Raw genomic sequence first — 26,666 nt, forward strand, 5'->3', positions numbered from 1 at the left:
AGATGAATACACCAATATTTAAATTAAATAACGGCATTGAAATCCCAGCAACTGGCTTTGGGGTCTTTCAAATTGAAAACGGCGGTACCAAGCAAGCCGTTTTAGATGCCTTGTCCGCAGGTTACCGCTTAATTGATACCGCTCAGGCTTATGGAAATGAAGCCGAAGTCGGCGAAGCGATTCAAGAAGCCGGCATCCCCCGTGATCAACTTTTCATCACGACGAAGGTTTGGGTGAGTGACACCGGTTACGACGCCACCAAAAAGGAATTTGAACAAGCCTTAACCAAACTCAAGTTAGACTATCTGGATCTTTATTTGATTCACCAACCATATGGTGATGTCTATGGCTCATGGCGGGCAATGGAAGATTTGCAAAAAGAAGGCAAGATCCGGGCCATCGGGATTTCCAATTTTAACGCTGATCGGTTTGTTGACCTTGCCCAACACAATGATGTCATCCCTCAAGTCAACCAAGTTGAATTAAATCCTTGGTTCCAGCAGCCCGATGAACTTGAATGGATGAGTAAATTAGGCACTCAACCAGAAGCTTGGGCACCTTTCGCTGAAGGAAAGCACGGTTTGTTCACCAATGATGTGTTGAGTGGAATCGCCGGTAATCACAACAAGGGCGTCGGCCAAGTCGTCTTACGTTGGCTGTATCAACGTGGCGTTGTCACCTTGGCAAAATCAGTTCATAAGGAACGAATGGAACAAAATATCGACATTTTTGATTTTGAATTGACTGATGAAGAAATGAAATTGATTCAAAGCTTGGACATGAAGGAGTCCGCCTTCTTTGATCACCGTGATCCCAAGATGGTTGAGCGTCTGGGTGGCGGTGGCCGTTGGAAAGATGACGACAAATAAACAGCTATTCAAAAAGGATGAAACAAAAGTTTGCGCTTTTGCCTCATCCTTTTTTGCTGTGCCATATTACTTAGTTAAAACGCTCGTCTCACTTGAACCATGATTTAATTCGTACTGGAATTCCCTTCTTCAAGGTTGCCATAATTTCCTGCTGATCAGCTGCGCTCAATGCCTCAAACCCAATTGCTGGGTTATGAATCAGATCATCCTGGTAGCCTTTGGCGAATTTCAATAACTGCTCGAAGATGGGCTTCGGATCAGCTCCAAGCCAACTGACCAGCCGACCGCTGGGTGTCATCACTGGATCGTCAATCATTTCAGTTAATTTGAAACACAGGTGCTGCGCGTTGAAAGGAATCACAACTTGAGAACTGAATTTCTCCAAGCGCTCAATAAATTCCGCAGCTTCATCATGGTACTGACTAATACTTAATGGATTTTCCAAAGCAACTGCATCATTTTTCAGACCCGCCTTTTCAATATCTGCATCAGCCGTTTTCAGATCAAAGGGTCGTTCACTCACGAAATAAGCAAACATCAACCGAACCAAATCAACGGCATCTTCGGAAACGCCCAGTGGTGCGAATGGATCCAAATCATAAATTCTGAGTTCCAGATAGGCGATGCCTTTAGATATGAGATCACGGACATTATCACTGCGCTTCAGCCGAACTGTCCCGTAATATTCACGTTGAGCGATTAGTTGGTGATCATCGACTGCTTTTAAAATGCCGTTAACGTACTGCTGAATACTTTGATAGCTGGAAATAAACCCGTTGCCAAAGCCAAAATGCGAATTCCGCAGGGATCTAACCGGCGTTGTCGGCGCATTGGTATCTGGCGCAAAATAATTTTCAAAAGCCACTGGGGTTGCGCCAAATAAATACGTCAACAGCCAACGATAACGCATAAAACCAACTGCCGCCTGTAAATATAGTTCATCAATGTTCACGTCCGGGTCTTTGGCAATTAAGTCTTTAATTCCTTTTTTGGTCAGGCCGATATTAACATGAACTCCGGTTTCGGCTGTCCGCTCAATCTTGCGAATTTTAGCCACCTGCTGTCGATATTCGTAACTCTTTTTATCAGTCTGGGCAATCACAATATCAGAATGATCAGCTTTTAACTTGGGCGGCATGCTATATGGCCACAGGTATTCTTTGCCGGCCAGCTCACTTCGGAGCGCTTGATGATAAACGCCGAGGTATTTCAACCCCTTCAACGTCGTTTTCGTCGGCGGTGTGATCAGTTCAGACTGGGTTTCCAAAAAATCATTCTTGATAAAATGGTGTTTCCGCTCATTCAATAATCCCTTGGGATATGATTGATGGCTTAATTCACCATTTCGATTGATTCGGTGGGTTTCCACCTCCAACCCAACCGTTGAATTAATGAAATCAGAAACTTCTTTTGCTTGTTTCATATGCCCACCATCCTTTTCCAAAAAACGTCCCACAAGCGTTACTTGTAAGACGTTTCCAGCGGCTCGCCTTCACCTACATGTGGCGGAGGTAATCGTTTAAATTATCAAACATTTTAATAAGTTGAACAATGCTTGTCAACGAATCTAACCGTTTTTGTAGTTCTCAGGTTTCCCCATGACCCCAAACAAACGTTGTCTGAGTTCATTAGCGTTCATGTCTGGTTGTTCTTCAAAACCAGTAAACGGATTGGGATTTTCATGTGCCCGATTCTGATATCGATTGGCCATGGCAAGCGCATAGGACATCAAAGAGCCGTCAACTTCATGGTCACACAGTGTTGCGGCAGGTGTCAGATTGGGATTGTCCAACCGGTCCTGCATCGTATCCAAGACTTCTTGGTATTCTGGTCCCCATTGAATTTGAGCACCAAACAATTGCAATTGATCCAAGAAGTTTTGGGCCTCATGATGATAAATGGTTTGCTGGGTCGGACTTTCCAGGGCAACCACTTCATTCATGGCCCGACCCTGTTCAAGCTTCAAATTAATCTTGTCGTCACTGGCAAGCGTCGGCATCATCATGAAGTAACTCAGTAAAATTCTGAAGAAACGGATCGCAGAAGTTCGAACACCCAGCGCGGTTGTGGGATCAAGATCAAGCATCCGCAGTTCGATATATTCTGTCCCATCGGTCACCATTTTTGTCAGGTCACCGTGCATTGTCTTTAGCCGGACACTTGAGTGATATTCGGCTTCACTGAACAAGGCACCACTGGCAATGTTGGCTTCAATATTCTTAACGTATTCAGCCACACTCCGATAATTGTGGGTGACATCAGAAGTCAGTCCATAATTAGATGACCGAATGCTCCGAACTTCATGTTGCGGTTGATCCTCATCCGGTTTGAAGAAATTCTTCTCCGCAATTGGGCTGTTGCCGAATAAGTATGTGATCAGCCAGCGATAGTAATCAAATCCTTGGGCAATTTTGATATAAATATAGTTCACAAAATCTGCGTATGAATCGTAGTCGTCTTGGACGGCCTGCCAAACGGTTTTTAACACGTCATCGTTAATGCTGACATTTAAGTGGACACCGACGGGAATGCCTTGGGTATCGCTTCGGGTTTTGATCCACTTTTCGTAGTAAGCCTTCTGTTTTGGATCGACATCGGCAATCGGAATTGTACTTTTATCCCGCGGTAACACGGGTGGCATGCTCAATGGCCATAATAATTCGTTGGGCTCCAAAGCATTTCTTAACGTATCGTTAAGCGCCATCAAATAGTGCATCGCATCTAACGATTTCCGCGCAGTAGGCGTGATGATTTCACTCTGAATCTGGTAAACGTCTGTTTTGATGAAGTGGTTCTTTCGCTGATTCCCCAGTGCTTTGGGATATGGTTCCTTGGTCAGCCGTCCGGCAGAGTCAATCCGGATGGTTTCGACTTCAATGCCCATATTAAAATCGCTGGCGTTGGCAACAATTTCATTGTTAAAGATAATCTGGCCGATTTTATCAAACATAATCAGACCCCCTTATGTATAGATTTTTTCATTGAATATTAATGATACTCTAACGCAATTCACTTTATTTTACAAAGGGTTATTCTAAAACGGTTATCTTTGTAATATAATTGTTTCATTGTGTAAGGAGGTGAATCATGTGAAAAATGTTAAAATACGTGGAATCGGACTGGCAATGATGGGGCCATTGTTATGGGGAATTTCTGGAACCGTCGCTCAATTTTTATTTGAAGATATCCATGTTAGTTCAAATTGGTTGGTTTCAGTGAGAATGTTGGTCTCAGGAATTTTGCTTGTCATCTATGGTATGGTGGCCGATCGACAAGCAGAAATGAAGGTTTGGCACGATAAAAAAGATTCACTGAGTCTACTATTCTTTAGCTATATCGGAATGGCAGCATCACAATATACATATTTTATGGCAATCGAGGCCGGAAACGCAGCAACCGCAACTATTCTCCAGTTCCTATCGCCAGCAATCATTATCATCTATTTAGCATTATGGACCCGACGATTTCCACGTCGAATCGACGTCTTTTCGGTTATCATGGCCTTGGCCGGGACTGTCCTATTAGTTACCCATGGACGCCTCACCACGCTGACAATGCCTTTAGGGGGCTTCTTGTGGGGGCTAGGTGCTGCGGTCAGTGCGACTCTGTATACTTTGTTACCACGTAAGTTGCTTAGAAAATACGGCGCAATTCCAATCGTGGGCTGGTCCATGCTAATCGGTGGGATTTCTTTCAGTCTATATTATAGAATTTGGGATCACATGCCTGCCTTTACCTGGTCCACGTATGGCAGCGTTGGCTTCGTGGTCATCTTTGGAACGATGTTTGCCTACCTCTTCTATCTGCAAAGTTTGAAATACATTCAGCCGACCACTGCAAGTGTCCTGGGATCGTTTGAGCCACTGTCAGCAACGACTCTCTCGATTGTCTTTCTGGGCGTCAGTTTTGGCTTGCCGGAAACGATGGGTGCAGTCCTCATTCTGGGAACGGTGGCTGTCCAAGCCTGGGCAGCTTACACAACCAGTCCGACTGCCGAAGCTTAGCGATACAAAAAACGGAAACCATTTTATAATGGTTTCCGTTTTTTGCTGACTTTATTTATTTTTCTGAGCCAATTCAGCAAAGTAATCAAATATCTTCTGAAATTCTGGATGAACTTCCCGCATCATTTCTGGGTGAAACTCAACCCCAATAATCTGACCGTCACTTGATTCAATTCCTTCAACAATCTGATCATCGCTTTTGGCAACCACTTTTAAACCTTTTCCAGGTTCATGAATTCCCTGATGATGAAAGGAGTTCACCGCAAACCGGCCTCCAAGAATCTCGTGGAGCCAAGACTTCTCACTTGTCGTCACGTGGTGCGTCGGGATCTCCCAAGACGTTGGATACTGATTATGCTTTTCAGTCGCGCCAGCTTGTTTGTAAATATCTTGATAAAGATTCCCACCTAGTGCGACATTGATAACTTGCATTCCGCGGCAAATGCCTAACACCGGTTTGCCTGCTTTTTGGGCTGCTTTAATCAAGGCAATCTCAAACTGGTCACGATAAATGTCAGTTTCCGCCACCTCGGCCAGCGGTTCCTCACCATATAAGATGGGTGTGACGCCCTGACCACCGGAAAGCAGTAGCCCGTCCACGCCAGCAATATAATCTTCAGCTTCGTTGGGATCCCCAAGTGGTAAGACAACCGGCAGGGTGCCCGCTTTACGCAGGCCAGTCACGTAATCTCGTTGAATATAGTCAATAAAGTTCGTGCCAAATCGCTCGGTTGGATGAATCAAATGGTTACTGGCAATGCCAATTCTAACGTTCATAAATGAAAATCTCCTTCTCTACTTTTTCCAGCTGGCATACTCATACTTTTGGTAGCCAATCAGTGGGTAATCTAGTCCTTTAACATCCTTAGTTCTCAAGTGAACAGAGGCGTATTGATAAAGTGGTGTAACACCCTGCAGCTCATTTAGCAATGAGGCGGCCTGCTGCTGCAATTTCACCCGCTTTTCAGGTGTCTGATTGGTTGTATCGTTAATCTGATCAATCAGTTTTTGATACTTCGCGTTAGTCCACTTGGTAAAGTTAATTACCCCAGCCTTTGCGGCCAAGTTGAGATAATCAATTGGATCAGGGAAATCTGTTGACCAGCCTAATGTTCCCGCATCAAACTTATGATCGCTGAAATCTGAAATTTCTTGTTGCAATGGAATTGATCGAACGGTTAAATCAAACTCCGGCGAAACTTTTTTCGCCTGTGATTGAATATATTCAGCAACCGCCTTGTATGCGTCAGTATCGGCTGTCAGCAGCTGAACACTGATTTTCTGTTTACCCAATTCTTGTTGGGCCAACTTGAAGTAGTGACGGGCTTTGGTGAGATTATACGTCAATTTCGGCGTAACCCCAGCGTTAAAGTCTTTACCGCTGGCGTCCTTCACTTCACCTTGAGGCACAACGGATTGAGCAGGAATCGAACCATCTTTTAGAACATTTTTAGCCAATGATTCCCGATCAATCGCATAACTCAAAGCCCGACGTAAATTCAAATTCCGAGTCGTTTTTCGATAATTGTTCCAAGGAATAAAGGCTAATTGACCATATTTAGAAACCACAGTTTCACTCTTAAATTGCTTCTTAGCATCCGCAACCAGGCTTCCAGAAATCTGTGTTTCGTCAATATCTTTTGCTTGGAATAAACGCATACTGGTTTGCGGTGTTTTCACAACTTGGAAATGAATCTTTTTCAAGTCAACTTTGTTTGCATCGTAATAATCTTTATTCTTAACCAGGTACCAAGTATCTTTGGAAGAATTCCAATCCTTAATTTCGTAGGCACCATTAGAAGCGGCATGCTTAGAATCCTGCCCGTACTTATTTCCCCATTTAGCCAGTGCCCGCTGATTAATTGGATAAAGTTGGGTCGCAATGACGGAATTATAGTATGGGACTGGATGACTGAGCTTAATTTGGAGCTTATACTTGCTCAAGGCCTTGACGCCAAGTTTGGAAGGCGAAGCTTTACCCGTGTTGACAGCATTATAATTCAAAATGTCACTTAGATGACCAGCCCGTTGAGATTTAGTCTTGGGCTCAACTTGACGTCTAAATGAAGCCACAAAGTCACTGGCGGTGACTTGACTACCATCATTCCATTTAGCATCCCGGCGTAAATTAAATGTGTATGTCTTTCCATTGTCGGTGGGCCGAACAATTTTTTTCGCAATCGACGGCACAATCTTGCCCTGGTTATTTTGCTTGTACAGGCCCTCAACAACTTGAGAGATGGCCAAATAACTACCAACGTCAGTTGCCCGGTTTGGATCCACCGTGATCACGTTGGTCTGGGCTGTCGTCCGAAAGGTTCGATTGCCGCTATCTTTACTCGAACTACTTTTACCACATGCACTCAACACCAAAATGCTGACTAACCCCACCAATGAAACAACAATCTTTTTCATAAGCTTCCGCCTCCTCGAATTTTTCCAAAAATAAAACCGGTTTGCATTAACAAGCCGGTTAATTGTCAAAGTTGCATAGGGACGATTTAATCGTGGTACCACCCTATTTCAAAGCATGCATCAACACACTTCCTCTGTCAGTTTATAAACTGTGGACGATAATGGATCCAACATTGTAGCCTTGTAATGACTCAACTACATCAACTCACGAACCATATTCATCGGGATCATCAGACTGTCTTTCACCAACTCGACAGCTCGCTTTGCTGAATCCACCAATTACTCATTCGATCAAAGTAAAATATATTAACCATCATTCTAACCGATTATTTCTGAGAGTCAACTCATACTTTCATTTATTTCTAATAAAAAAGGAGTGTACCAATCGGCGTTTTGATCCCAGAATTTAAGTGAGCCCAAAATAAGGCTGGAATAAAAGCATTTGCACTTTTATCCCAGCCTCGTAGTTGATGTCTTTTTATTATTTTTCAAATACATAGGCTTCCCGGTCTACCAGCAAACCGACAAAAGTCATGACGATTGTGACAAACAGTAAGAATATCAAAACCGCAAACCAGTTTGTGGTTAATCCGTGCATCCAACCACAAATCATTGGACCAGTTGCTGCGAGGAGATAGCCAAATGATTGACCCATCCCAGACACAGAAGCTGTCTCGTTTGGCGTCCGAGTTTTCAACGAGAATAGCGTCATTGCTTCACTAAACGCCATGTTAGTCGATAATCCTAATAGCACACAAGCGGCTACCGCAAACCAGAAACTTGTTTCAGCCAGCATCAAAGACCCCAGACCAATAATGAACAGTCCAGAAATTGTCCAGATCATAGTGGATTGTTTGGCAACCGAACTGATAATCCTTGGTACCACAAATGAGATCGGTAAAGCCACCAATTGGAGCAGTCCCAACAAATATCCAGCGGTATTTTGATTGATTCCTGACGCCATTAAAATAGGTGGCAGCCATGTCAGAATCGAATAAAACAGTAACGACTGCAAACCCATGAAACCACCCAGCGCCCAGGCCAAGGGACGTTTCCAAACACTCACCGTGACTGCTGGATTGTATGATGACACCTGTTTTTTTGATGACACTTTCCGTTTGCCGGAACTTCTCAGCATCAATGCAACAACGATTGTAATCACTGGAATAATCGAGACGAACTGGATCATCACCTGCCAGGTAATCAAATGGCTAATAACCGCACTAAAGCCGGCTGAAATCGAACTGGATAATGAAAGTGCAAACACATACATGCCGGTATATGTTCCTATCTGCATTGGAAACAAATAAGAAACCAACGTGGGTGCAAGGACATTTAACATCGCAATCCCACAGCCAATTAAAATAGTTCCACAAAGCAAACTTGTAAATGAATACACCCGGATAAAGTTTCCGATTGTTAACAATCCTAAATCCACTATGGTGACTGAGAGAATGCCAAATCGTTTGATAAAGTATGTAACGGTTGGTGATAGTAGGCCAAAACAGATCAATGGAATCGTGGTTAAACTACCAAGAAACCATTCTGGCATACTGAAGGAATCCTGAATATTCGTCAAAATGGGTGGAACAATTGTGATCGCAGTCCGCATGTTGGCACCCACCAAAAATATGAGCAGTGCACCCAACATCACTTTTTGCCGCTTGGGTAATGTGGCTTGTTCTTTCATTGGTTCGTTCTCTCCTCAATCAAATTATAATTTCTTTACCAAAATCCTCATCTTTCTTCCTAATTGATCAACTGAGGTATCAATTTGCTCATACCCCACTTTTTCATACAAGCCAACATGTTTGGTGACAATGTAAGCTTTATGGAAGCCAATTTGTCTAATTTGGTTCTCTGCCAACTTAACCAACTGCTGGCTAAGATGCTGGCCGCGGTACTCTTCGCTGACAAACACAAATCCGATAAACGGTGAAAAACCGGTACCTTTAACGATGTCTTCCCGGACAACTGCACAGAACCCTGCTAAATTCTGTCCATCCATTAAGACGATGACCCGCTCCCAATCCGATACTTGGCCACCGAGCATCTCGTTGGCCAAGTACTTCCCAGCTGGCCAGGAAACATTGCCAATCAATTTAGCAAAATGCTGCCACATATCATCCGAATCATCCAAAATATAGGTTTCCATAGTGACCTCCTCATGTCGTTTTGTGAAATCGTAATTCAATTATAGTCCACGAAGGCAATTTTCAAAAACGATTTTCAGAAAAGCTGTTAAAATGATACTAGAACAGTCGACAAAAGGAGAAACGATATGAAAAGGATTGCGGTGTATTGCGGCGCAGCAACAGGAAATAGTGAAGTTTACATAAAAGCCACAAAAGATCTGGCCTCCTGGTTGGTCAAAAACAACATTGAACTCGTGTATGGTGGCGGTGGTGTTGGTTTAATGGGCATTCTCTCTGATACAGTGCTTGCTCAAGGTGGCAAAGTGCACGGTGTTACCACCAAGCAATTAGTTGCCAGAGGAGCTGAATCACCAAAGCTCAAAGAACTTTCAGATCTAACGGTTACCGATAATATGTCTGCCAGAAAGGCCGAAATGATGAACATTTCAAACGGCTGTATTGCGCTTCCTGGTGGCGTTGGAACTCTTGAAGAAATCACCCAGGCATTTTCTTGGGCCCGTTTGGGGGACAACCCAAATCCCTGCGTCTTTTATAACGTTAACGGTTATTATGATCTCTTGTCGCAAATGTTCGACAAAATGACCAGCGAAGGTTTCTTGTCCGCTGAGGATCGTCAAAAAGTTCTATTCTCGGATTCACTGGCTGAAATTCAAACATTTATGACCCATTATCTGCCACCCAAACCTCGTCAATATTAATCATTCAATCAAAAAATCGAGCCGGATCATCGGCTCGATTTTTTAATGCTATATTTCCTGTCTCGAAATGGTGAGTGTTCGATTGGTCAAGATTTTTACAAGTTCCACAACTCCGACAATCGTGGCAATGACGCCGGCAGCCACAAACAAGCTGTGATCTGTGCCACCAAAGTTGATTAGTTTACTAACGTAAGGGCAGAGGAAGTTTGCGGAATTAGTGCTCAGCATCAAAATGGTTGTCGCATCGTTTCCGTACTTCTTAGGGACAAATGAAAGTCCTTTCGAAAAGATGAATGGAATAAACAAACCAAAGCTAAAGCCAACTCCGAAAGCACCCACAAAGCAGGCAACTGACGAACCAGCTGCACTAATCACAAAAATGCTGGCAGCTTCAGTGGCAATTGCCAACAGCAAGGTGTATTCCTTAGCGACTGCATAAATGGATCCATAGATGAGACCGCCAATAATTGTCCCGATTGACAAGACAACGACCGCAGCTGAACCAGAAGCAACTGAACCAAAGTTATTGTTGATAATATATGAGGGAATTTTGACGTTCACTGTCATGTAAAATACCATGATAATGAATAAAACGATCCAATAATAGCTGAACTGCAACTTGGAAGACAGCGACACTTTTTCGTTAGTGGTCTGCTGATCCGAAGCATCTTCCTCATTAAATTGAACTTCTGGCACAAACAGCAGATACAACAGAAATAGTGGGATAGCAACCAGGTAGAAGCTAAAGGTCATCCGCCAGCTTGAATAAGCCAAAATCAGACCGACGACCAATGCACCACCGGCCGCGCCGAGCCCTTGAAAAGTGTTCTGAAACCCTAATAACCGTTCACGCTGCTGGCCACTGTATAGCCGGTCAATCAGGCTGACACACAGGGAATTAAATAAACCAATTCCGACGCCAATGATTGCTCGAGCAATCAATAATATCAAAACATTTGGTGCAAACATCGATAGTACTGCACCAAGTGTGGTAATTGCTGTTCCTGCAAGAACAATCCGTTTTGTACCAACTTTTTTAATCATAAAACTACTAATAACGATGAAAACTGCCATCGTAAACGATGGAATTGTTACCGTCAGTTCAGCTGTTTCAGCGGAAACCCCGGAGAATTGATGCATTAAAGATGGAATCGTCGACGCCGTCGCACCCGTTGACATTGGTAACAGAGACAACATTAATATTGAAATTGCCGTCATTGCTGATCTTTTTTTCATAATAACCCCCCACTGGAATCCGCTTATCTTAACTAACAGTTTGGCACCTATTTCTTTGCCACACGTATTATAGACTATTATGAAAATGAATAACAAGCATTTTCACCATATTTTCACGATTTTTGAAAATAAGACAATAAAAAATAGACTTCCCTAAATATTTCTATCTAGAGAAGTCTATCAGATCCCTTTTACGAATGGGGTTCGTTAGTGATGCCATGTCAGAAATAGCACCAGGATCTCGTAATACTATACCCCATTTCGTTCATGAATCAAAGCGATTTTACTTCATGACTGAAAACATTACTGGTTCAACCAAACTCTCATTTGCCCATTTTCACGGTTAGCCCAAGCATAGTATGGAATCATTGTCAGATCAGTGGCTTCTGATTCAACGGGCTTGCTTGAATCAACGTACAGTGGTGCATCGTCTGAATCAATCTTTTGCCGCTTGGCAGCAACTTTGACAACTCCAACACCATCCAACAGCTTCTCATCGAAGTGATAGTCAGTCTTGGCATCATTGGCAACTTCGTACAATGAAAGTGGTGCTTGATTGTCCGCCTGTTCAGCAGCGTAAACAATTGGTCCACGTTGAACGGCAACCTTGCCAAAGTCAGCACTGACTCTGTTGCTTGCACGCATAATCTTAACGTCCATATCCAATTTGAGATCAATGGTTAATGACTTGCCGTCCACATGAAGATAAATGAAACCATCTTCAACGGGCAGGTCTTTTTGTGAACCGTTGACTTCCAAGTCAAAGTTGGCTGACCAGCTAGGAATCCGGATACCCAACTTGAATGACTTCTCGTTAGGATCGGAAATTTCGTAATGAATATCACCGCTCCATGGGAAGTGGTTGGTTTGTGAAATTTTGAGGCCGTCATCAAATTCAGCATCGTTGGAAATGAATTGGTGTGACAAGATTGTGTCGCCGTTAACGGTATAAAGATACTCGTCAACAGAAGCAATCAAACGGGCCAAGTTGGCAGGGCAGCATGCACAGCCAAACCAATCTGCACGGTGAGTCAAAACATGGGACTTGCCAGGATTACCTTTAGAAGCAACTGGATCTGCTTCAAGTGGGTTAACGTAGAAGAAATGCTTACCGTCAAGTGCCATCCCGCTTAAGGCACCGTTGAATAATTCTTTTTCAAGAACATCGGCGTACTCGCCTTTAGCATGAATGTTCAGCATTTGACGAGCGAAGAATGACATACCAACAGAGGCACATGTTTCGCCATAATCAGTATCATTAGGTAAATCATAGTCATAGGTAAATGCTTCGCCAGTCGTGGTTTGACCAATATTGCCTGTGATGTACATTTGACGCTTAACAATGTCGTTCCAGAAACGATCACAAGCAGCTAAGAGATCCTTGTCGCCAGTGTATCGGGCAACGTAAGCCATCCCTGTGCAGAGGTAAACAACTCGAACAGCGTGACCGTGTGGGACTTTTTGGTCTTTAATTGGTTCTGCGGCCAAGTAATATTCACGCTTGAAGTCGCGCATCCCAGGAATCAAGTCGCGGTCAGTGCTATCACCATCCGCTTTGATTTGTTTTTCAAAGAATGCTGGATCTTGTCCACGTTGTTTTAAGAAGTAATGAGCTAAATCAAGGTAACGTTTCTCGCCAGTTTCTTCATATAAACGTGACAATGCCAATTCAATTTCAGGGTGACCATCGTAGCCAGGAATCTTGCCTTCTTCAAGGCCAAAGTTCCGGTCGATGCAGTCAGCCATCCGTTTAGCAATATCCAAAGCTTTTTCGTTGCCAGTTTCATGATGATAAGCAACGCCGGCTTCGATGTAGTGACCCATGGTGTAAAGTTCGTGCGACTGTTGAAGTCGTTTAAATTTACGCTCTGGGGCATCAATCTGGAAATAAGTTGACAGATAACCATCGTCGTCTTGAGCTTTAGCAATCAAATCAATCAGATTATCAGTAATTTTCTTCAAATCTGGATTTGGATGGTAACCAAATGAATAGGCAGCAGCTTCCAACCACTTGTAAACATCGGTGTCTTGAAATGGGAAACCATAGTGATGACCTTTCATTTCGCCAGCAGCAATCTTCAAGTTGGCAATGGCGTGGCTGTTCTTGTCTTGACCATTGTTTTGTGGGTCTTCTGAAATTGAGATATCTGCTTCGTCATTCATAACTTTCCATTGATATGGAAGAACTTCCTTAACAACGAGTTCGCGGTATCTCTTCCAGAAGTCGGAAGTAACCTTAACCTTATTTAATTTTGGAGTTGTATAAACTTGCATAGTACTATTTCCTCCTAAAGTATGAGTTTAATATTGAAAATTAAGCTTGAGCGGCTTCAGCTTCTTTTTCAGCTTTGGAATTACGGGCAGCAAGATCAGCCTTAACAACTGGTTCATGATGTTCCCATTTACGATACATAATCATCAAAACAACACTGACTGCGTAAATGATAATTGGAACCCAGACGAAGGTGAAGCTGATACCACTGAGACTTGATGCTGACTGAGTAGCGTTAGCAGCGTTAAAGCCAAATCCTTTGAGAAGCATTGAAGCGATAAATGAACCAAATCCTGATCCCATTTGGATACAGAATGACGCACCAATAGCAGTTAAAAATCCGTTAGCACGGATACCCGTCTTCCATTCACCAAAGTCAACGGTATCACCGACCATGGCGAAGAACATTGTGCAGGCACTACCAGAACCGATACATGCAACACACCACCCAATCAAAGCGGAGGTAATGTTTGAGCCGGCTAAGCCAACCCACGCTTGACCAACCATGGTCATCAGCAGAAAGAAGATAGTAGTTCCCCATTTGTGCATGAACTTAACGAAGAATGGAACAGAAGCCATTCCAATAACTTGGATAATTGTAAATCCGTTGAAGAATGAAATTAAGTCCTTGCTTCCCATGTTGTACTGGAAGTAGTAAGGCATTGAAGCGTTACGAACGATATATGCAGTCCAGTATGCCAAGTTGGCAACAACGATTAAGATCCAAGGCCAGTTCCCCTTAGTAGCTTTCAAACTTTCCTTGATAGTGATGACTTTTTCGTTTTCAATATTCTTTTCACGCATATCGAAGAAGGCGATAATCAAAAGAATGAAGGCAACGATTGAGTATACTCCAACAGCTAATGACCAACCTTTTTGATCATTACCGCCCCCGAGTAAGCCGGCAAATGGAATAATGAAGGTTACAGCGAAGAAGTTACCAACATTACCAAGTACCAAACGAATTGAGTTGGCCTGCATACGGCCATCAGTGCTTGAAGTTAAGTTAGGCAATACTGAAGTAATAGGTGTCGACATAGCAGTGTATGATAAGTCGGCCAAGATATACATTACACCGGCATAAACAACTTTTAGTGTGCCGCTTAATGCTGGAGTGGTGAACAGTAACCAAACAAAGATAGCGAATGGTAATGACATCCACAAGAACCAAGGACGACTCTTACCATATTTACTGTGCGTGTGGTCAACCAGGATACCCATGACAGGGGCACCAATGGCATCAAACACACGACCAATCAAAAGTAAAACTCCGGCGGTTCCGACTGATAGGCCAAAAACGTTGGTGAAGAAGTAAAGCATATAAGAACTGATGATACAGTACAGTAAATTACCAGACATATCGGTAAAACCGTATGTGATTTTTCTGTGCCAAGGCAACGTGTCGTTAAGTAATGCTTGAGCACTTGCTGTATTTGAATCTACGTTTGCATTTGAGCTCATGATAATTCCTCCAAATAAATGAATTTTAGTGAACCGCTTACAATATGCGGTAAAAAAATATTGCTGAAACTGTGGAAATGATCTGGCTAAAAAGTTGGTGAGCTTCTAAACCAATAATTGATTTGAACCATACGTCTCAACTTCCTTTCATAAAGGGTCAGTTGTTCAAAACATAACTTGTCTTTACAAGTGTTATAGTAAGCGTTTCCAAATAATATAAAAAGGTCTATAATGACAAAAGAAGTGATGATATCCGACCAATTTAAATAATTCAAGGTCATTGGCTGCTGTTACAAAGCCAATAGTATCAGGATTTTATACATTTGGTGTTCATATCCGACATATGTAAGTATTCGATTTATGTATGTTTGGTAACCATTTCCGACACTGATAGGAGGTTAGCTTAAAATGTTATTCTCAACGTTCACAATGGAAAAAACATTGCTCTATTATAAAGGTGGTGAATTTTTGGCCCACAAAGGATGGCATCACCGGCGAATGTATCATAAAGGTGATTACGAACTGATTCTCTGCATCAAGGGGCCTATCTATCTGCAAATTGGTGATATGCGCTACACTTTGAATGCCCATGAAGTCCTGATTATCCCGCCATTCACGACATTCTACGGCTACAATGATTCACCTGGAGATGTTGATTTCTACTGGGTACACTTTTTCTCACAACATAAAGAGGACACAATAGAAATAAATGAAGATGATTTAACGGATCGGGTCAAGTCAGATAAAAGCAACAACAAGAAGCGACAAATCTTCCTGCCACGCACTTTCAAACTAGCAGATTATGAAGAAGCGACGATTTTGATCCACCAAATTTTGTCAATTCATAATGAACTTTCCTTCATTGAAGAGCGGGATTATCTGGTGTCAGCACTACTCATTCAACTGTACAAGTCATATTTCAACCGGCCAGACTCAAATGAAGACAGTTCCCGCATCAGTAGTCTTAAGGAATGGATTCGCGCCAACATATCCAGCACCCTTACCGTTGCTGAAATCGCTGACAGAAGCCATTTGAATCCAGATTATCTGACCCGCTTATTCAAACACTGCACTGGCATGACAACCCTTCAGTATTTGAATCATGTAAAAATTGAAGTTGCAACATTACTGCTGATTCGCACAGATATGTCGATCAAACAAATTGCTGACAATTCCTACTTCAATGATCCCAAAGTATTCATGCGCCGTTTCAAGAGTGCCACCGGCCTATCACCAACGGAATACAGAAAGTCCTACAACTTGATCCATCTGAACAATCCGCACGTGGATCCACAGATCCCAATTCCAAAGCGGATTGCCGATTCAATTGATTACATCCCTGAAAATGGTGATATCCCAGAATAATAGGAGGAACTATCTAATGAAATTTTTTACCAAAAAGCTCGCTGGTCAATCCATCTTATCTTGGGTTTTCCAACTCGCACTCATTTACGTTGCTTGGCAGGTCAGCACCAACGCAATGCCCAACAACATTACAACCATTACAATTGCCGCCGTATTGTTACTAGCTATTTACTGGAGCTTTTCACTTGATCGACGAAGTGGAAACAATAAGTAAATTTGCTTTCGAACAGTTCTCATTCATGTTAGTATCAACGTGATATGTATCTCAATACATAGATGGGAGACGAAGAATTATGAGGAAAAGTTTTAAAAATGGAGTCGCAGTTCTTGGACTTCTTGCAGGGGGAATTCTTCTTGGTACATCAACGACAGCTCATGCTGCCCTGACACCATCAAGTTCTCAACCGACCGCCAACATGGTTGACGTCTCGAGCTGGCAGGGTAACCTGACTGCCGCAAATTATCAAACACTCGCACAAAATGGCGTTAAAGCCGTTACAATTAAAGCTTCAGAAGGAACCGGCTACACCAATCCTTACCTGTCACAACAGGTTCAATACGCGCAGCAAGCTGGATTAAGTGTGAACTTCTACCACTTTGTCCATTTCACCAGCACGGATCAGGCAACTCAAGAAGCCCAAAACTTCATCAATGCTGTCCAGTCGGTAACCAGTTCCAAAGATGTCGTGATGGTGGCTGATTTTGAGTCATCAGAATTAGGCGGCATCTCCAAAGCAAACAATGACGCTAATTTGGCAGCCTTTGATTCAGCGTTGAATCAAGCGGGTTATAACAAGACTGACCTGTACACCATGGCCAGCTGGCTTGGCGTCAAGATCGACACCAACGCTTCCAACCAAGGGTGGATTGCGGATTATCCGGCTACTCCAACCGGCTCCAAGTACCCTTCCGCCAACGCATGGCAGTGGGCGTCAGATTACCGGTTCCCGACGATTGACCAGAATTTGGATGTCAGTCAGTTAAACAACAGCTTCTATTTGAATTCAGGATCTGCTTCAGCTTCGACCAATACGAATACGAATCCAAATTCATCCAGTTCAAGTTCGTCCAGTGCCTCGAGTGCCAGTTCATCAAGCACACCAACGACACCGAAACCAAGTTCCAAGAATCCGGGCGAGATCGTCAAGATTCCTGGACCTTCAGGTAAACAGTATTCTGCATCACGCTCGGCTTCGGTTAAATTAATTTGGCGAGCAAATATGGGAAGTCATTATTACAAGACAACTAAGGGTGCCCGTTACTCCAAACATCTGGGTACTCGTTACGGCTACAACTCAGAACTGCCTAATGTGACTTGGGTGACCGATGCACATGAAAAGTTGTACAGTAAGAAAACCGGCCACTACTCAATTTACTATCACGTCAAGAGTACCGTGGGCAATCATGGCGGCTGGATTTGGCGAGGATATCTTAAATAGCATACCCTGAATGGCTTCTGAACACATTTCCATCAAATAACATCAAGCACACAAAAAGATCGAGACAATCAAAATTGCCTCGATCTTTTTGTATTAAATTTACTTCAAAATATCGATTAACTTGCTATACTGTGAATCCATCCAGCTTACATAATCCTTGTTAGCTGGTAAAGTTTCCGTCACTGGTAATACAGGAACATTGTTCTTCTTTGCTAATGCAACCAGGTTGTTGACGGTCTTGCTGTCAACTTGCTTGTTGAAGACAAAGAAGGCAATTTTATGATTCTTAATACCATTTTGCATTGTCCGAATGGTTTGTGGTGATGGATCAACACCCTTTTCCGTGTCGTTTTCGAACTGCGCATCGCCAACCTTAAAGCCGGTTGCTTCAAGTGCGTAGTCAAAGACTGGTTCACTCACATAAACTTCCTTGTTGCTCTTAGTTGAAGCGAGTTGCTTCAATTGAGCAATCTTGGTGTTAATTGGTTTCAATGAGGCAATGTATTTCTTGGCGTTCTTCTTGAAATAAGCCTTATTCTTTGGCTGAATCTTGCCTAACTTGGTAGCAATAGTGTTAGCCAATTTGGGCATTGTTGCCGGATTATACCAAAGATGCGGATTATCACCATTTTGCTTACCCATCAAATCTTCACCGACCTTGATGTAGTCAACCTTGTCGCTGTCTTTTACCAGCTTGCTCATCCAGCCATCGTAGCCAATTCCATTAGCAATCACGATTTTTGAACCAACAGTTTCTTTGGCAACCTTAGTTGAAGGTTGGTAATCGTGAGGATCCACGTTAGGGTTGGTAATAATCGAAGTAACGTCACCTTTGTTGCCGGCAACCGCCTTAGCAACCTCGCCGTAAAAATCAGTGGTGGCAGTAATCTTGATTTTGTTGTTACTTGCCGATTTGCTTGAACAACCTGCAAGACCAATCCCCAAGGTAACAACAAAGACTGCGATCAACACTGCCTTTAAACCTGAAAATTTATGTAACATGAAATATCTCTCCTCTACAAATAGTAATGGTTACTCTTTTGATAATAGCCCAAAAGTTCTGGGGTGTAAAGGGAAATTTTAAAATTACATTAGGTTAGAGATTACCATAATTGGTCAAAACCAGATGATAGAATTGATTCATCGTGTATGACTGATGAAAATATCTTTTACCACGATTCTTATAGTACCCAACTGGATCAGTGTGATCAGAGCCCCCAAGGTAGTGGGCGACTGCCTGGTGTGACCAAACCGTTCCTTTGCCATCGTAGCAAGCATCATTTGGCTTGAGATGATACTTCTTCAAAATGTAGGCAGCATAGTAGGCCGCATTCTCTACCTCGCCAGCGAAAGCTTTCTTACTGTGCATTTCAACTTGTTCAAACTGAACAAACCGGGCATTACCAGGATAGCCGACTCCCCAGCATAGGTACTTGGTGCTGGCAATATTGATGATATGATCGTCGTCCACAAAGGTGTGCACAAACGCATTTCGATAATTTTTCTTCATATAGGCAATTTCATTGTAAATCGTCGAACTTGGATTACCGGTTTCATGAATGACGACGCCTTCCGGTTTGCTTTTCCCGTGACGGTATTTGTAATGCGGGAATCCTTTCCAAACGCTTGATTTGATCGCATTATGCTTAATGTTGTGACTTGCTATGTAGTTGTTGACCTTTGAGGAGCTGGCCTGGGTATTGACTGATCCCATTAATAATATTGAAGCAAAAACTGTTAGAACTGCTAAAAAGACTTTTTTTACCATTTCATTTGTCGCCGCTTTGAAATTATTTATTACATTTTTCATCCACTTTCCATGTTAGTCTTCAATGTAAATTTTTCAACAATTGTATCGGCTCTGGGCCCTATTTTCATAAGGTGTAATTAGTGGTATCGGTTCACGGATGGTTGTATTATGTAAGCGAATTCTAGAGGATGTATGGATTTATTTATGAGGAGGAATTTATCTATGACAAGTTTTGACAAACGAGGCGCAGATGACCGTTTATTATCACCAGATAATGCGTTATTGACCATTATTGATTACCAACCTGTACAAATTGGTTCAATTGGCTCCATGCGCCATGCAGATTTACTTAAAAATGCCGAGATGGTGGTTGAGGCCGCTAAATTATTCAACTTACCAATCGTGCTTTCAACTGTGAATGCACATAACCAACGAAATTCAGATACGGTTAAGCCGCTCAAGGATCTGGTTGGCGACATCCCTTCCTATGACCGTTCATCAATCAACGCTTGGGAAGATAAAGATTATAACGAAGCCATCAAAGCAACTGGCCGCAAGAAGATTATCATCCTGGCTTTGTGGACTGAAGCTTGTTTGACCTTTCCGACCATCGATGCGATCGCTGAAGGCTTTGATGTCTACCCAGTGGTTGATGCTGTCGGCGGCACTTCCACAATTGCTCACGAAACCGCGCTCCGCCGGGTAGAACAAGCCGGTGCCCATTTGATTACTATTCCACAGCTGGTATGTGAATTACAGCGTGACTGGAACAGGAAAGATACCGTTCCTGGATTTGTGAAGTTGCTGCAGGAAAATTGAGCGTTTACCAACTTATCATAATGAACCAATTATTGGACTAACAATTAAAATTAATAAAAATGTGGATCTAGTTTTGAGAAAAGTGCTGAGACGCATTCATTTCAGAAACCTGGATCCACTTTTTTTACATAATGAGGCCAACTAAGCTCCACCGATATTAGCAGTGTGTTTGATTAATCAGTAAGTCCTCATTAGTGTATCGGAAATGACTGGATTGGGACAAAATAAAAGTATATTGCGCCAATAACCATCAGCACTAACAATAGTAATGAATACGTTTCGAATTGTATACTTTTTCAAAGCTGTCTGCTCCCTCCACTCTTTTTGTGAACATTTTATTAAGTTACTCACAAATCAGTTATGTCATACTGTTCAATTTAAGTTAAAAATTATAAATTATTTCCCCTCTTAAAGTCTTTTTATCTAAAATTGTGAATACTCACCATACACTTCTTAATAACTTATCGCTTTAGATGAAGCCATCAACTTTGTGGGCAACCTACTCAGTGTTCACATCTGTCTTAAAAACGCCTTGTGATTCAACAGCATAAACTGACAATATAGTCTTGTTCGATGAAGATCCACATCGGACAAGACTATTTCTATCAATAAACGAGTATTTGTTGTCTTGCTTTTGTTCCGAACTCTGTGGTGTCAATGTCTCCGAATCGTAGCTTGCCCGCCATGCATCCCGCCAATATCATTAAGTTAAGCACACACAAAGTTTACAAGGAGGTGTAAACATGAATGATAACTTTCTTAGTGGAATTAAGTTAAAGGAACTAACACAACGTGATCTCCTAGCAACTAATGGTGGAAAAAGAAGCACGAACATGAAGTCAGTTTTACGTCATTTTGAAAAGCAATATCTTAATGGCATCCTCTAGGATCTGTTAAATAAGTGAGCAAGCTTTGTCTTACTCCCTGGAACAGCATTAAAGAACAAACTAATTGTCAGACTGATAGTTATTATAAAAATTAGAGTGAACTCACGTGCAATCAATCCCAAATTCCCCACTGTGTCCCCCGGGGCAATTAAGTGTTGAAATCTAGTATTAAATGCTAAGCTAAACAAATTAAGCACAAGAAACACCAAAAACATTATTATGGTGCTCATGAGTTTAACCTTGCTCTTAAAACTCTTCCAATTTGAGTAGTGAGTCAAAAAAACAATGAGATTAATTAGCAAGAGTATCGGAATAATTCCAGAATGGAATCCATAGAAGTGAAACATATGGACATAACTTAGAATTAGAAAAATCACATTCAAGCAGTAACTAATTTTTTCGACCGCTAAATTTCGGTTTGCTTTCTTCCTCTCAACTACATATTGGTCCAACTGACGATCATCACGTAGCAAATCATCCGTTGAAAGTGAAAAGATATTGCAAAGTTCAATTAGACTATCTGTGTCTGGATAACTTCTTCCGGTTTCCCTGGATGTAAGCTAGTTCCTGAGACAACTTTTAAGAGAGGGTATAATAAGTCAATCGTCCCTTAGAAGAAAGGAATTTTTACATGCCAACTCATTACGACAAAGAATTCAAACAGAACATTATCAATCTCTATAAACAAGGTGAATCCCCCTGCTCAACTTGCCAGAAAATATGGCATTGAGTATTCCACTGTTCATAAGTGGATCTAGGCCCAAACTCAAAACAAGTCAGGTAAAGATTAAAGCAATGGAGAAACGCTTAGCTGCCTTATTCGACTTAAAAAAAGCCCTCGACTTCCTTGCGCAGAGATAACCGATATCTTTGATTATATCTAACAAGAAAGCCAAAATTACCAGGTACCTAAGATGCGTCGAGTCATCGGGGTTTCAAAAGCGCGTTACTCTCGCTATAGGGGTCAATGGAACATCCATACGATGTCGCCTCAACAGTCTTAATTTAATTGTTGGGTTGGCATTATTTCTTTATTAAGCTTACCCACCGAATTGTTTCAATTGGTGCACCTACCTGGTCCAATAACCAAGAGAGTTATCGATCCCCATCAAGCAAAAATTATTTGGCAAGCTGCATCATTGGTTATCGATTTCAGGCTAACTAAGCGAACCCGATAACTAAACTTCAGGCCCTAATTTTGGCTCTATAAGGATTTATAATAGCTACTGATTAGCTTCGCACTGGCTATTCCGAATCATCTTTTAGCCCTTGAAGGTGGCTGTTGCTTGCCAATCATTTGCTTATCAGTCATCAAATAACTTCGTAAATATTTCGGCAAGTGTTCATTAGATTGCCTAGATATAATTCTAAGACAGTCATTTGAGAACCCTCCATTTTGGATCAATATGTTCGTTTAAAAAGCCCAAATCAATAAAGTGAACCTCTTAACTGACTAATGTTAATTACAAATTTTTACGCCACCAAAGTTAATTGAACCGGATTCCTAATTTTGGGCCTGGATTCTGCGGCTATTTCGTTTAGCGACTCAACTAGTATATAACAAGTCTAATTCCCTAATCTAATTTTAAAGTTGTTAACCAAAAACACCTTACAAACTGTTTTTCATTTTAATATTAGCAAGATGGGAGTCAACTTCACTTCCACTTTACAAAAAGAAAAAAAGTGGTGAATTCAAATCCGTCGAATTTGAATTCACCACAAATCTCAGTCCGTTTCGTATGAATGTTCCATTGGCCCAAAGTGTAAAAAAGCCTCTGAAATTGTTTCCGAAACTTTTTTGCGTTAACTGAGGCTGATATCCCAGCCGGTTACTTAACTCTTGTTTTTAGTATTCTTAATAAGCAATCGTCTTATAAGCACATATACTGCGAGGAATACAACAATTGCAATCAGCGCAACTACTAGAAATCTTGGCCAAAAGGATAGCTGCAAGTTCTTAGCGATTAAGAAGGCAGAGAACGCACCAATAAGAGATGAAACAACAGACACTAACCTGTCCTGTTTAATCATTATTGATATCCCCAATCCGAGATAATCCATTCACCACCGTTATTCTTTACCTTGGCATGGAATCCTAATTCTGTGGCCTTTTCACCAGCAGACAGAATTCCTCCAGCGACAACTGACGAGATACTACCTGCAACCGCACCAGTTATACCAACTGCTGCAAGGATTGGGATAACATAATATGAAGCAACTCCTGCGCCACCCCATACAATTACTTTGGTAATTGCAGAGTTAACATAGATTTCCACACCACCCTTAATAATCCCACTACTGAGAATTTTCGCATACGTACCGCCATGTCGAAGCATGTCGTCATTTATCAAAGCATCAATAGTTGATTGTGGTATCTGAGCATACAAGGCTGGGTTATTTTGTTTAATATTATTAAGAATCTGTTCATTGCTAACATATATTGTTGTGCTTTGGTCTGGTAATACTGGGTTATTCGGGTCAATGCCATTTTCATTAATTGTTGATCCATATACTTGGGAAGAAACAGGTATCTGGTTGTCCTGTGCATAAGTGGTTTTAAGTGCATCCCCACTCTGGAACAGAACAGCTCCAAGTATGAGACTACTTAAGAAAAGAGAAGAGCTACGTACAATATTTGATGTTCTTGCATTCATAAAAATGACTCCTCAAATGACACATGCTTTTCACTTATATTCTGTAAGTGTTTACTTACGCTGTTATAATAACATAATATTATAAAAGAGGTACTCATTATGCTTCATTCACCCTAACAATTTTAGAAGGGTTACTAGCGCAAAAAATAATTCGGTTATTAGAAAACCTCTTCCTAAGTACACAAGCTTTAATTATTTGCTTGTCTACTCAAGAAGGGGTATATGACAACTCTCTTTTGAGAAATAATTTTCTACTATACCTTCCCCTCAGCATTGTCTCATGTATTAACTACAATCTATCACTAGAGATGTTTTGGCGGTTAGCCAAAATCAATCTGATCCAGCATATTTTCGGTGCTGATTTGATCCAGGCCTAAATAAGCTAAAGTCATGGCCTCACTGGGATGATTGAGCAGATGCATGACCAAGCCGATATTATAATTGGATTGCGTGTAGACCCGATAAGCACCAGTTTTGCGCATGGTGTGGGTGCCTAAATAGCTGATTCCCAGCAAGTCCCCGGTTTTGGCCATGATTTTGTAAAACTGTTTTTCAGTAATGTGGCGCTCGGGGTGCCGAGTTGATGGAAACAGCCAGGGAGATTTTAAGTTATGCCGACTTAACCAATCTCGATAGGTGATTAAATCTGCGGCAACGGGTTTTAAGTACAAAGTATTGGCTTTACCGGTTTTTTGATCATGGATAAACGCGTTCTGCCGCACAGTTCCGGTTTCGTCGTAGATATCTGCCCATTGCAGGCGCATAACGTCACTGACTCGGAGAAGCGTGGCTTTACCGACTTGAAAAATCGTGTAATTGCGGCGGCCGGCTTTAAAATTATGCAGCAGCGTGTCCTGGACTTCATGCAGGATGTTGGAATCTTTAATGGGTAAGACAAGTTCTGACATTTTCATGAACTCCTTTGTGGATAGTTTCATCATTAAGACACAATAATGGCCCGTCACTAGTTTAACTGGTGACGGGCCATTTGACTACCTATGATTGGTTAGGTGGCCGTCGATAATTATAGTAAGCTTGTTCAACTTTTGCGGCAATCGTTTCATCTGTCAGTGATAGTCCCAAAGTTTTCAGGTGCTGATTGATAAATTGGATGGCTTCAGCTTTGCGTTGCTGAGGTTCCAGTTCGGTCAGCTTGGCCAACTCAGGAATGATCACCCCAGCCAGTTCATCAGCCAGCTTTAAGGCCTGAAGCTTCTGAGTATTGTGGATTGTTTGTAATTTGGCTTGAATCAGTGGATGCAATAGTCGGTACCCCGTTAACAACAGGGTTGCCAGAAACGTTAACAAGCCCGTGGTGTCGGCTGATTGAAGCCAATGGGTCAGTTGATTGAGCATCCTTTCACCTCCTCGAGATTAGACTAAAGTTAGCTAACTTCGTTCCTCTAGTGTAACGATCGAATCAGGCAAAAGTGCGCCAAGCTAACGACCATTGTCCGCCAACTTGGTCACTGATTAACAATCAGGTTGCGGGGACAAGCATAAGCAAACAGCAGTAACGCTTTATTCTGATAACGATTGCAACTGCGTTCCGTTAAATAACCGTATTTTTTCAGATCAGTAATGGCAACACAGGTCTGTTTGATTGAAAGTTGTTTGATAAACCGATCCGTTAAGATTTCGGCATATAGTGGATCTGGTTCTGCTAAAGATCGCATTGCAGCCAAGGTTTTCAGCCGCAGTTGGCATTCAAAGTCTGCTTGACTGGCTGCTGAAGTCGCCGGATGCGTTTTGGTTGCCAGTGTTTGTGAGAAGCCCGCCGCCTGAGCTTGCCAGATGGGGTAAGCTTGTAAGAATTGCTTGGCTTGTTGAATCGTGGCTGGTTCATTAATGGGTGCCATTTTTCCTCCTTTCCGAATTTGATAAGTCCTGGGTTTTGGATGAACGTCATTTGATTAATTTCGGCTCTGGCTTTAATACAGTCTTCGGGAAAACTAAAATCAAGGATTAATTCGGATTTCATGAAATTAAATGCTATAATACAGATACTTAGAAGGAGGCTGGTGGCATGTTTGCCCAAAACTTACGCTACTTACGAAAACAGCACCATTTGAATCAAACTGAACTTGCTCATCAATTGGGACGCAAGAGTGTCGCCTCAGTCAGTGAATGGGAGTCCGGGAAGTACACCCCCAAATTGCCGATCGTGGAAAAGATTGCCAACTTATTTGAAGTAAATGCGTCTGACCTGCTGCAACGCGACCTCAGTCAATTAGATCACCAAACGGATATTATGCCGCTCTATGAGCAGTTAACTCCCGCTCATCAGCACCGCGTCTATGAATTAGCGCAACGATTAAAAGCGGAACAAGCCAATAACGTCGTGCAGTTACCGTCCAAAATCTTACAGATTGACGGCGTGGTTTCCGCCGGGACCGGCGAAGAATTAGTCGATGAACGTGACGAAATGGACTACCACGGCAAATTACCCCGATTTGATTATGCGGTCAAAATTAATGGGGATTCCATGGAACCCCAATTTCATGATCAACAGGTGGTCCTCGCCAAATCAGCTACCGATGCTGATAATGGGCAAATTGTGATTGCCTACGTCGATGGCCGCAGTTATGGATGTAAGCTAGTTCCTGAGACAACTTTTAAGAGAGGGTATAATAAGTCAATC

Annotated in this window: 24 protein-coding genes and 1 other annotated feature; of the genes, 9 read left to right on the top strand and 15 right to left on the bottom strand. The window is 42.2% G+C overall.

All coding sequences use genetic code 11. The features are described 5' to 3' along the window. Positions 1 to 2 precede the first annotated feature (2 nt). Entirely contained in the window at positions 3 to 869 is an 867-nt protein-coding gene (locus FD05_RS05785; protein WP_020282178.1) for an aldo/keto reductase, read from the top strand. A gap of 88 nt (positions 870 to 957) precedes the next feature. Here the strand turns inward: FD05_RS05785 and FD05_RS05790 are convergent, their stop codons facing one another. Continuing rightward, positions 958 to 2,292 (bottom strand): glutamate--cysteine ligase, encoded by a 1,335-nt coding sequence (locus tag FD05_RS05790; protein ID WP_020282177.1) that lies wholly within the window; start codon positions 2,290 to 2,292, stop codon positions 958 to 960. A gap of 144 nt (positions 2,293 to 2,436) precedes the next feature. Further along, complete coding sequence (locus tag FD05_RS05795; RefSeq protein WP_020282176.1) at positions 2,437 to 3,819, bottom strand: glutamate--cysteine ligase; 1,383 nt, start codon at positions 3,817 to 3,819, stop codon at positions 2,437 to 2,439. A gap of 139 nt (positions 3,820 to 3,958) precedes the next feature. Between FD05_RS05795 and FD05_RS05800 the strand changes: the two genes are divergently transcribed. Further along, positions 3,959 to 4,873 (top strand): DMT family transporter, encoded by a 915-nt coding sequence (locus FD05_RS05800; protein ID WP_020282175.1) that lies wholly within the window; start codon positions 3,959 to 3,961, stop codon positions 4,871 to 4,873. Positions 4,874 to 4,924: 51 nt separating this feature from the next. On the opposite strand, the gene FD05_RS05805 is transcribed toward FD05_RS05800, so the two are convergent. The 4 genes from FD05_RS05805 to FD05_RS05820 all read right to left on the bottom strand — a co-directional run bounded on the left by FD05_RS05805 (position 4,925) and on the right by FD05_RS05820 (position 9,443). Next, positions 4,925 to 5,617 (bottom strand): gamma-glutamyl-gamma-aminobutyrate hydrolase family protein, encoded by a 693-nt coding sequence (locus FD05_RS05805; protein ID WP_394804972.1) that lies wholly within the window; start codon positions 5,615 to 5,617, stop codon positions 4,925 to 4,927. A gap of 51 nt (positions 5,618 to 5,668) precedes the next feature. Beyond that, positions 5,669 to 7,288, bottom strand: coding sequence for a peptide ABC transporter substrate-binding protein (locus FD05_RS05810; RefSeq protein WP_020282156.1), 1,620 nt, complete (start codon positions 7,286 to 7,288; stop codon positions 5,669 to 5,671). A 74-nt stretch (positions 7,289 to 7,362) separates the two neighbouring features. Further along, positions 7,363 to 7,592, bottom strand: a binding site (T-box leader). Between the two features lie 177 nt (positions 7,593 to 7,769). After that, positions 7,770 to 8,978 (bottom strand): MFS transporter, encoded by a 1,209-nt coding sequence (locus FD05_RS05815; RefSeq protein WP_020282157.1) that lies wholly within the window; start codon positions 8,976 to 8,978, stop codon positions 7,770 to 7,772. Between the two features lie 24 nt (positions 8,979 to 9,002). Further along, positions 9,003 to 9,443 (bottom strand): GNAT family N-acetyltransferase, encoded by a 441-nt coding sequence (locus tag FD05_RS05820; RefSeq protein ID WP_020282158.1) that lies wholly within the window; start codon positions 9,441 to 9,443, stop codon positions 9,003 to 9,005. A 126-nt stretch (positions 9,444 to 9,569) separates the two neighbouring features. Between FD05_RS05820 and FD05_RS05825 the strand changes: the two genes are divergently transcribed. Next, complete coding sequence (locus FD05_RS05825) at positions 9,570 to 10,142, top strand: LOG family protein (protein WP_039933458.1); 573 nt, start codon at positions 9,570 to 9,572, stop codon at positions 10,140 to 10,142. Between the two features lie 48 nt (positions 10,143 to 10,190). On the opposite strand, the gene FD05_RS05830 is transcribed toward FD05_RS05825, so the two are convergent. From FD05_RS05830 to FD05_RS05840, 3 genes are all read right to left on the bottom strand, one after another. After that, entirely contained in the window at positions 10,191 to 11,378 is a 1,188-nt protein-coding gene (locus FD05_RS05830) for an MFS transporter (RefSeq protein WP_020282160.1), read from the bottom strand. Positions 11,379 to 11,681: 303 nt separating this feature from the next. After that, complete coding sequence (locus FD05_RS05835; protein WP_020282161.1) at positions 11,682 to 13,652, bottom strand: glycoside hydrolase family 127 protein; 1,971 nt, start codon at positions 13,650 to 13,652, stop codon at positions 11,682 to 11,684. Between the two features lie 40 nt (positions 13,653 to 13,692). Beyond that, on the bottom strand, positions 13,693 to 15,111 hold the full coding sequence (locus FD05_RS05840; protein WP_039933461.1) for an MFS transporter: 1,419 nt from the start codon (positions 15,109 to 15,111) through the stop codon (positions 13,693 to 13,695). A 408-nt stretch (positions 15,112 to 15,519) separates the two neighbouring features. On the opposite strand from FD05_RS05840, the gene FD05_RS05845 reads away from it, so the two are divergent. The 3 genes from FD05_RS05845 to FD05_RS05855 all read left to right on the top strand — a co-directional run bounded on the left by FD05_RS05845 (position 15,520) and on the right by FD05_RS05855 (position 17,915). Continuing rightward, positions 15,520 to 16,476, top strand: coding sequence for an AraC family transcriptional regulator (locus tag FD05_RS05845; RefSeq protein WP_020282163.1), 957 nt, complete (start codon positions 15,520 to 15,522; stop codon positions 16,474 to 16,476). Positions 16,477 to 16,492: 16 nt separating this feature from the next. Beyond that, on the top strand, positions 16,493 to 16,690 hold the full coding sequence (locus tag FD05_RS05850) for a hypothetical protein (RefSeq protein ID WP_020282164.1): 198 nt from the start codon (positions 16,493 to 16,495) through the stop codon (positions 16,688 to 16,690). A 79-nt stretch (positions 16,691 to 16,769) separates the two neighbouring features. Continuing rightward, the gene (locus FD05_RS05855; RefSeq protein ID WP_020282165.1) at positions 16,770 to 17,915 is read left to right on the top strand and encodes a GH25 family lysozyme; all 1,146 of its coding nucleotides are present in this window, start codon (positions 16,770 to 16,772) and stop codon (positions 17,913 to 17,915) included. A 99-nt stretch (positions 17,916 to 18,014) separates the two neighbouring features. Here the strand turns inward: FD05_RS05855 and FD05_RS05860 are convergent, their stop codons facing one another. Then, the gene (locus tag FD05_RS05860) at positions 18,015 to 18,917 is read right to left on the bottom strand and encodes a metal ABC transporter solute-binding protein (protein WP_020282166.1); all 903 of its coding nucleotides are present in this window, start codon (positions 18,915 to 18,917) and stop codon (positions 18,015 to 18,017) included. Positions 18,918 to 19,011: 94 nt separating this feature from the next. Next, positions 19,012 to 19,629, bottom strand: coding sequence for a peptidoglycan recognition protein family protein (locus FD05_RS05865; protein WP_020282167.1), 618 nt, complete (start codon positions 19,627 to 19,629; stop codon positions 19,012 to 19,014). Positions 19,630 to 19,887: 258 nt separating this feature from the next. Between FD05_RS05865 and FD05_RS05870 the strand changes: the two genes are divergently transcribed. Then, complete coding sequence (locus tag FD05_RS05870; RefSeq protein ID WP_020282169.1) at positions 19,888 to 20,484, top strand: isochorismatase family protein; 597 nt, start codon at positions 19,888 to 19,890, stop codon at positions 20,482 to 20,484. Between the two features lie 743 nt (positions 20,485 to 21,227). Then, entirely contained in the window at positions 21,228 to 21,371 is a 144-nt protein-coding gene (locus FD05_RS11670) for a hypothetical protein (RefSeq protein WP_156401569.1), read from the top strand. Between the two features lie 2,030 nt (positions 21,372 to 23,401). On the opposite strand, the gene FD05_RS05885 is transcribed toward FD05_RS11670, so the two are convergent. The 4 genes from FD05_RS05885 to FD05_RS05900 all read right to left on the bottom strand — a co-directional run bounded on the left by FD05_RS05885 (position 23,402) and on the right by FD05_RS05900 (position 25,884). Then, the gene (locus FD05_RS05885) at positions 23,402 to 24,025 is read right to left on the bottom strand and encodes a hypothetical protein (protein ID WP_020282170.1); all 624 of its coding nucleotides are present in this window, start codon (positions 24,023 to 24,025) and stop codon (positions 23,402 to 23,404) included. A 320-nt stretch (positions 24,026 to 24,345) separates the two neighbouring features. Further along, positions 24,346 to 24,933: a site-specific integrase gene (locus FD05_RS05890; RefSeq protein ID WP_020282171.1), complete on the bottom strand. Its 588-nt coding sequence runs from the start codon at positions 24,931 to 24,933 to the stop codon at positions 24,346 to 24,348. Positions 24,934 to 25,021: 88 nt separating this feature from the next. Continuing rightward, positions 25,022 to 25,381 (bottom strand): hypothetical protein, encoded by a 360-nt coding sequence (locus FD05_RS05895; RefSeq protein WP_020282172.1) that lies wholly within the window; start codon positions 25,379 to 25,381, stop codon positions 25,022 to 25,024. A gap of 110 nt (positions 25,382 to 25,491) precedes the next feature. Next, the gene (locus FD05_RS05900) at positions 25,492 to 25,884 is read right to left on the bottom strand and encodes a hypothetical protein (RefSeq protein WP_020282173.1); all 393 of its coding nucleotides are present in this window, start codon (positions 25,882 to 25,884) and stop codon (positions 25,492 to 25,494) included. A 167-nt stretch (positions 25,885 to 26,051) separates the two neighbouring features. Here FD05_RS05900 and FD05_RS05905 point away from each other — a divergent pair. Then, the coding region (locus FD05_RS05905; protein WP_056938582.1) for an XRE family transcriptional regulator at positions 26,052 to 26,666 on the top strand (615 nt) is incomplete at its 3' end.

The organism is Lentilactobacillus otakiensis DSM 19908 = JCM 15040 (genome assembly GCF_001434145.1).
Lineage (GTDB): Bacteria > Bacillota > Bacilli > Lactobacillales > Lactobacillaceae > Lentilactobacillus > Lentilactobacillus otakiensis.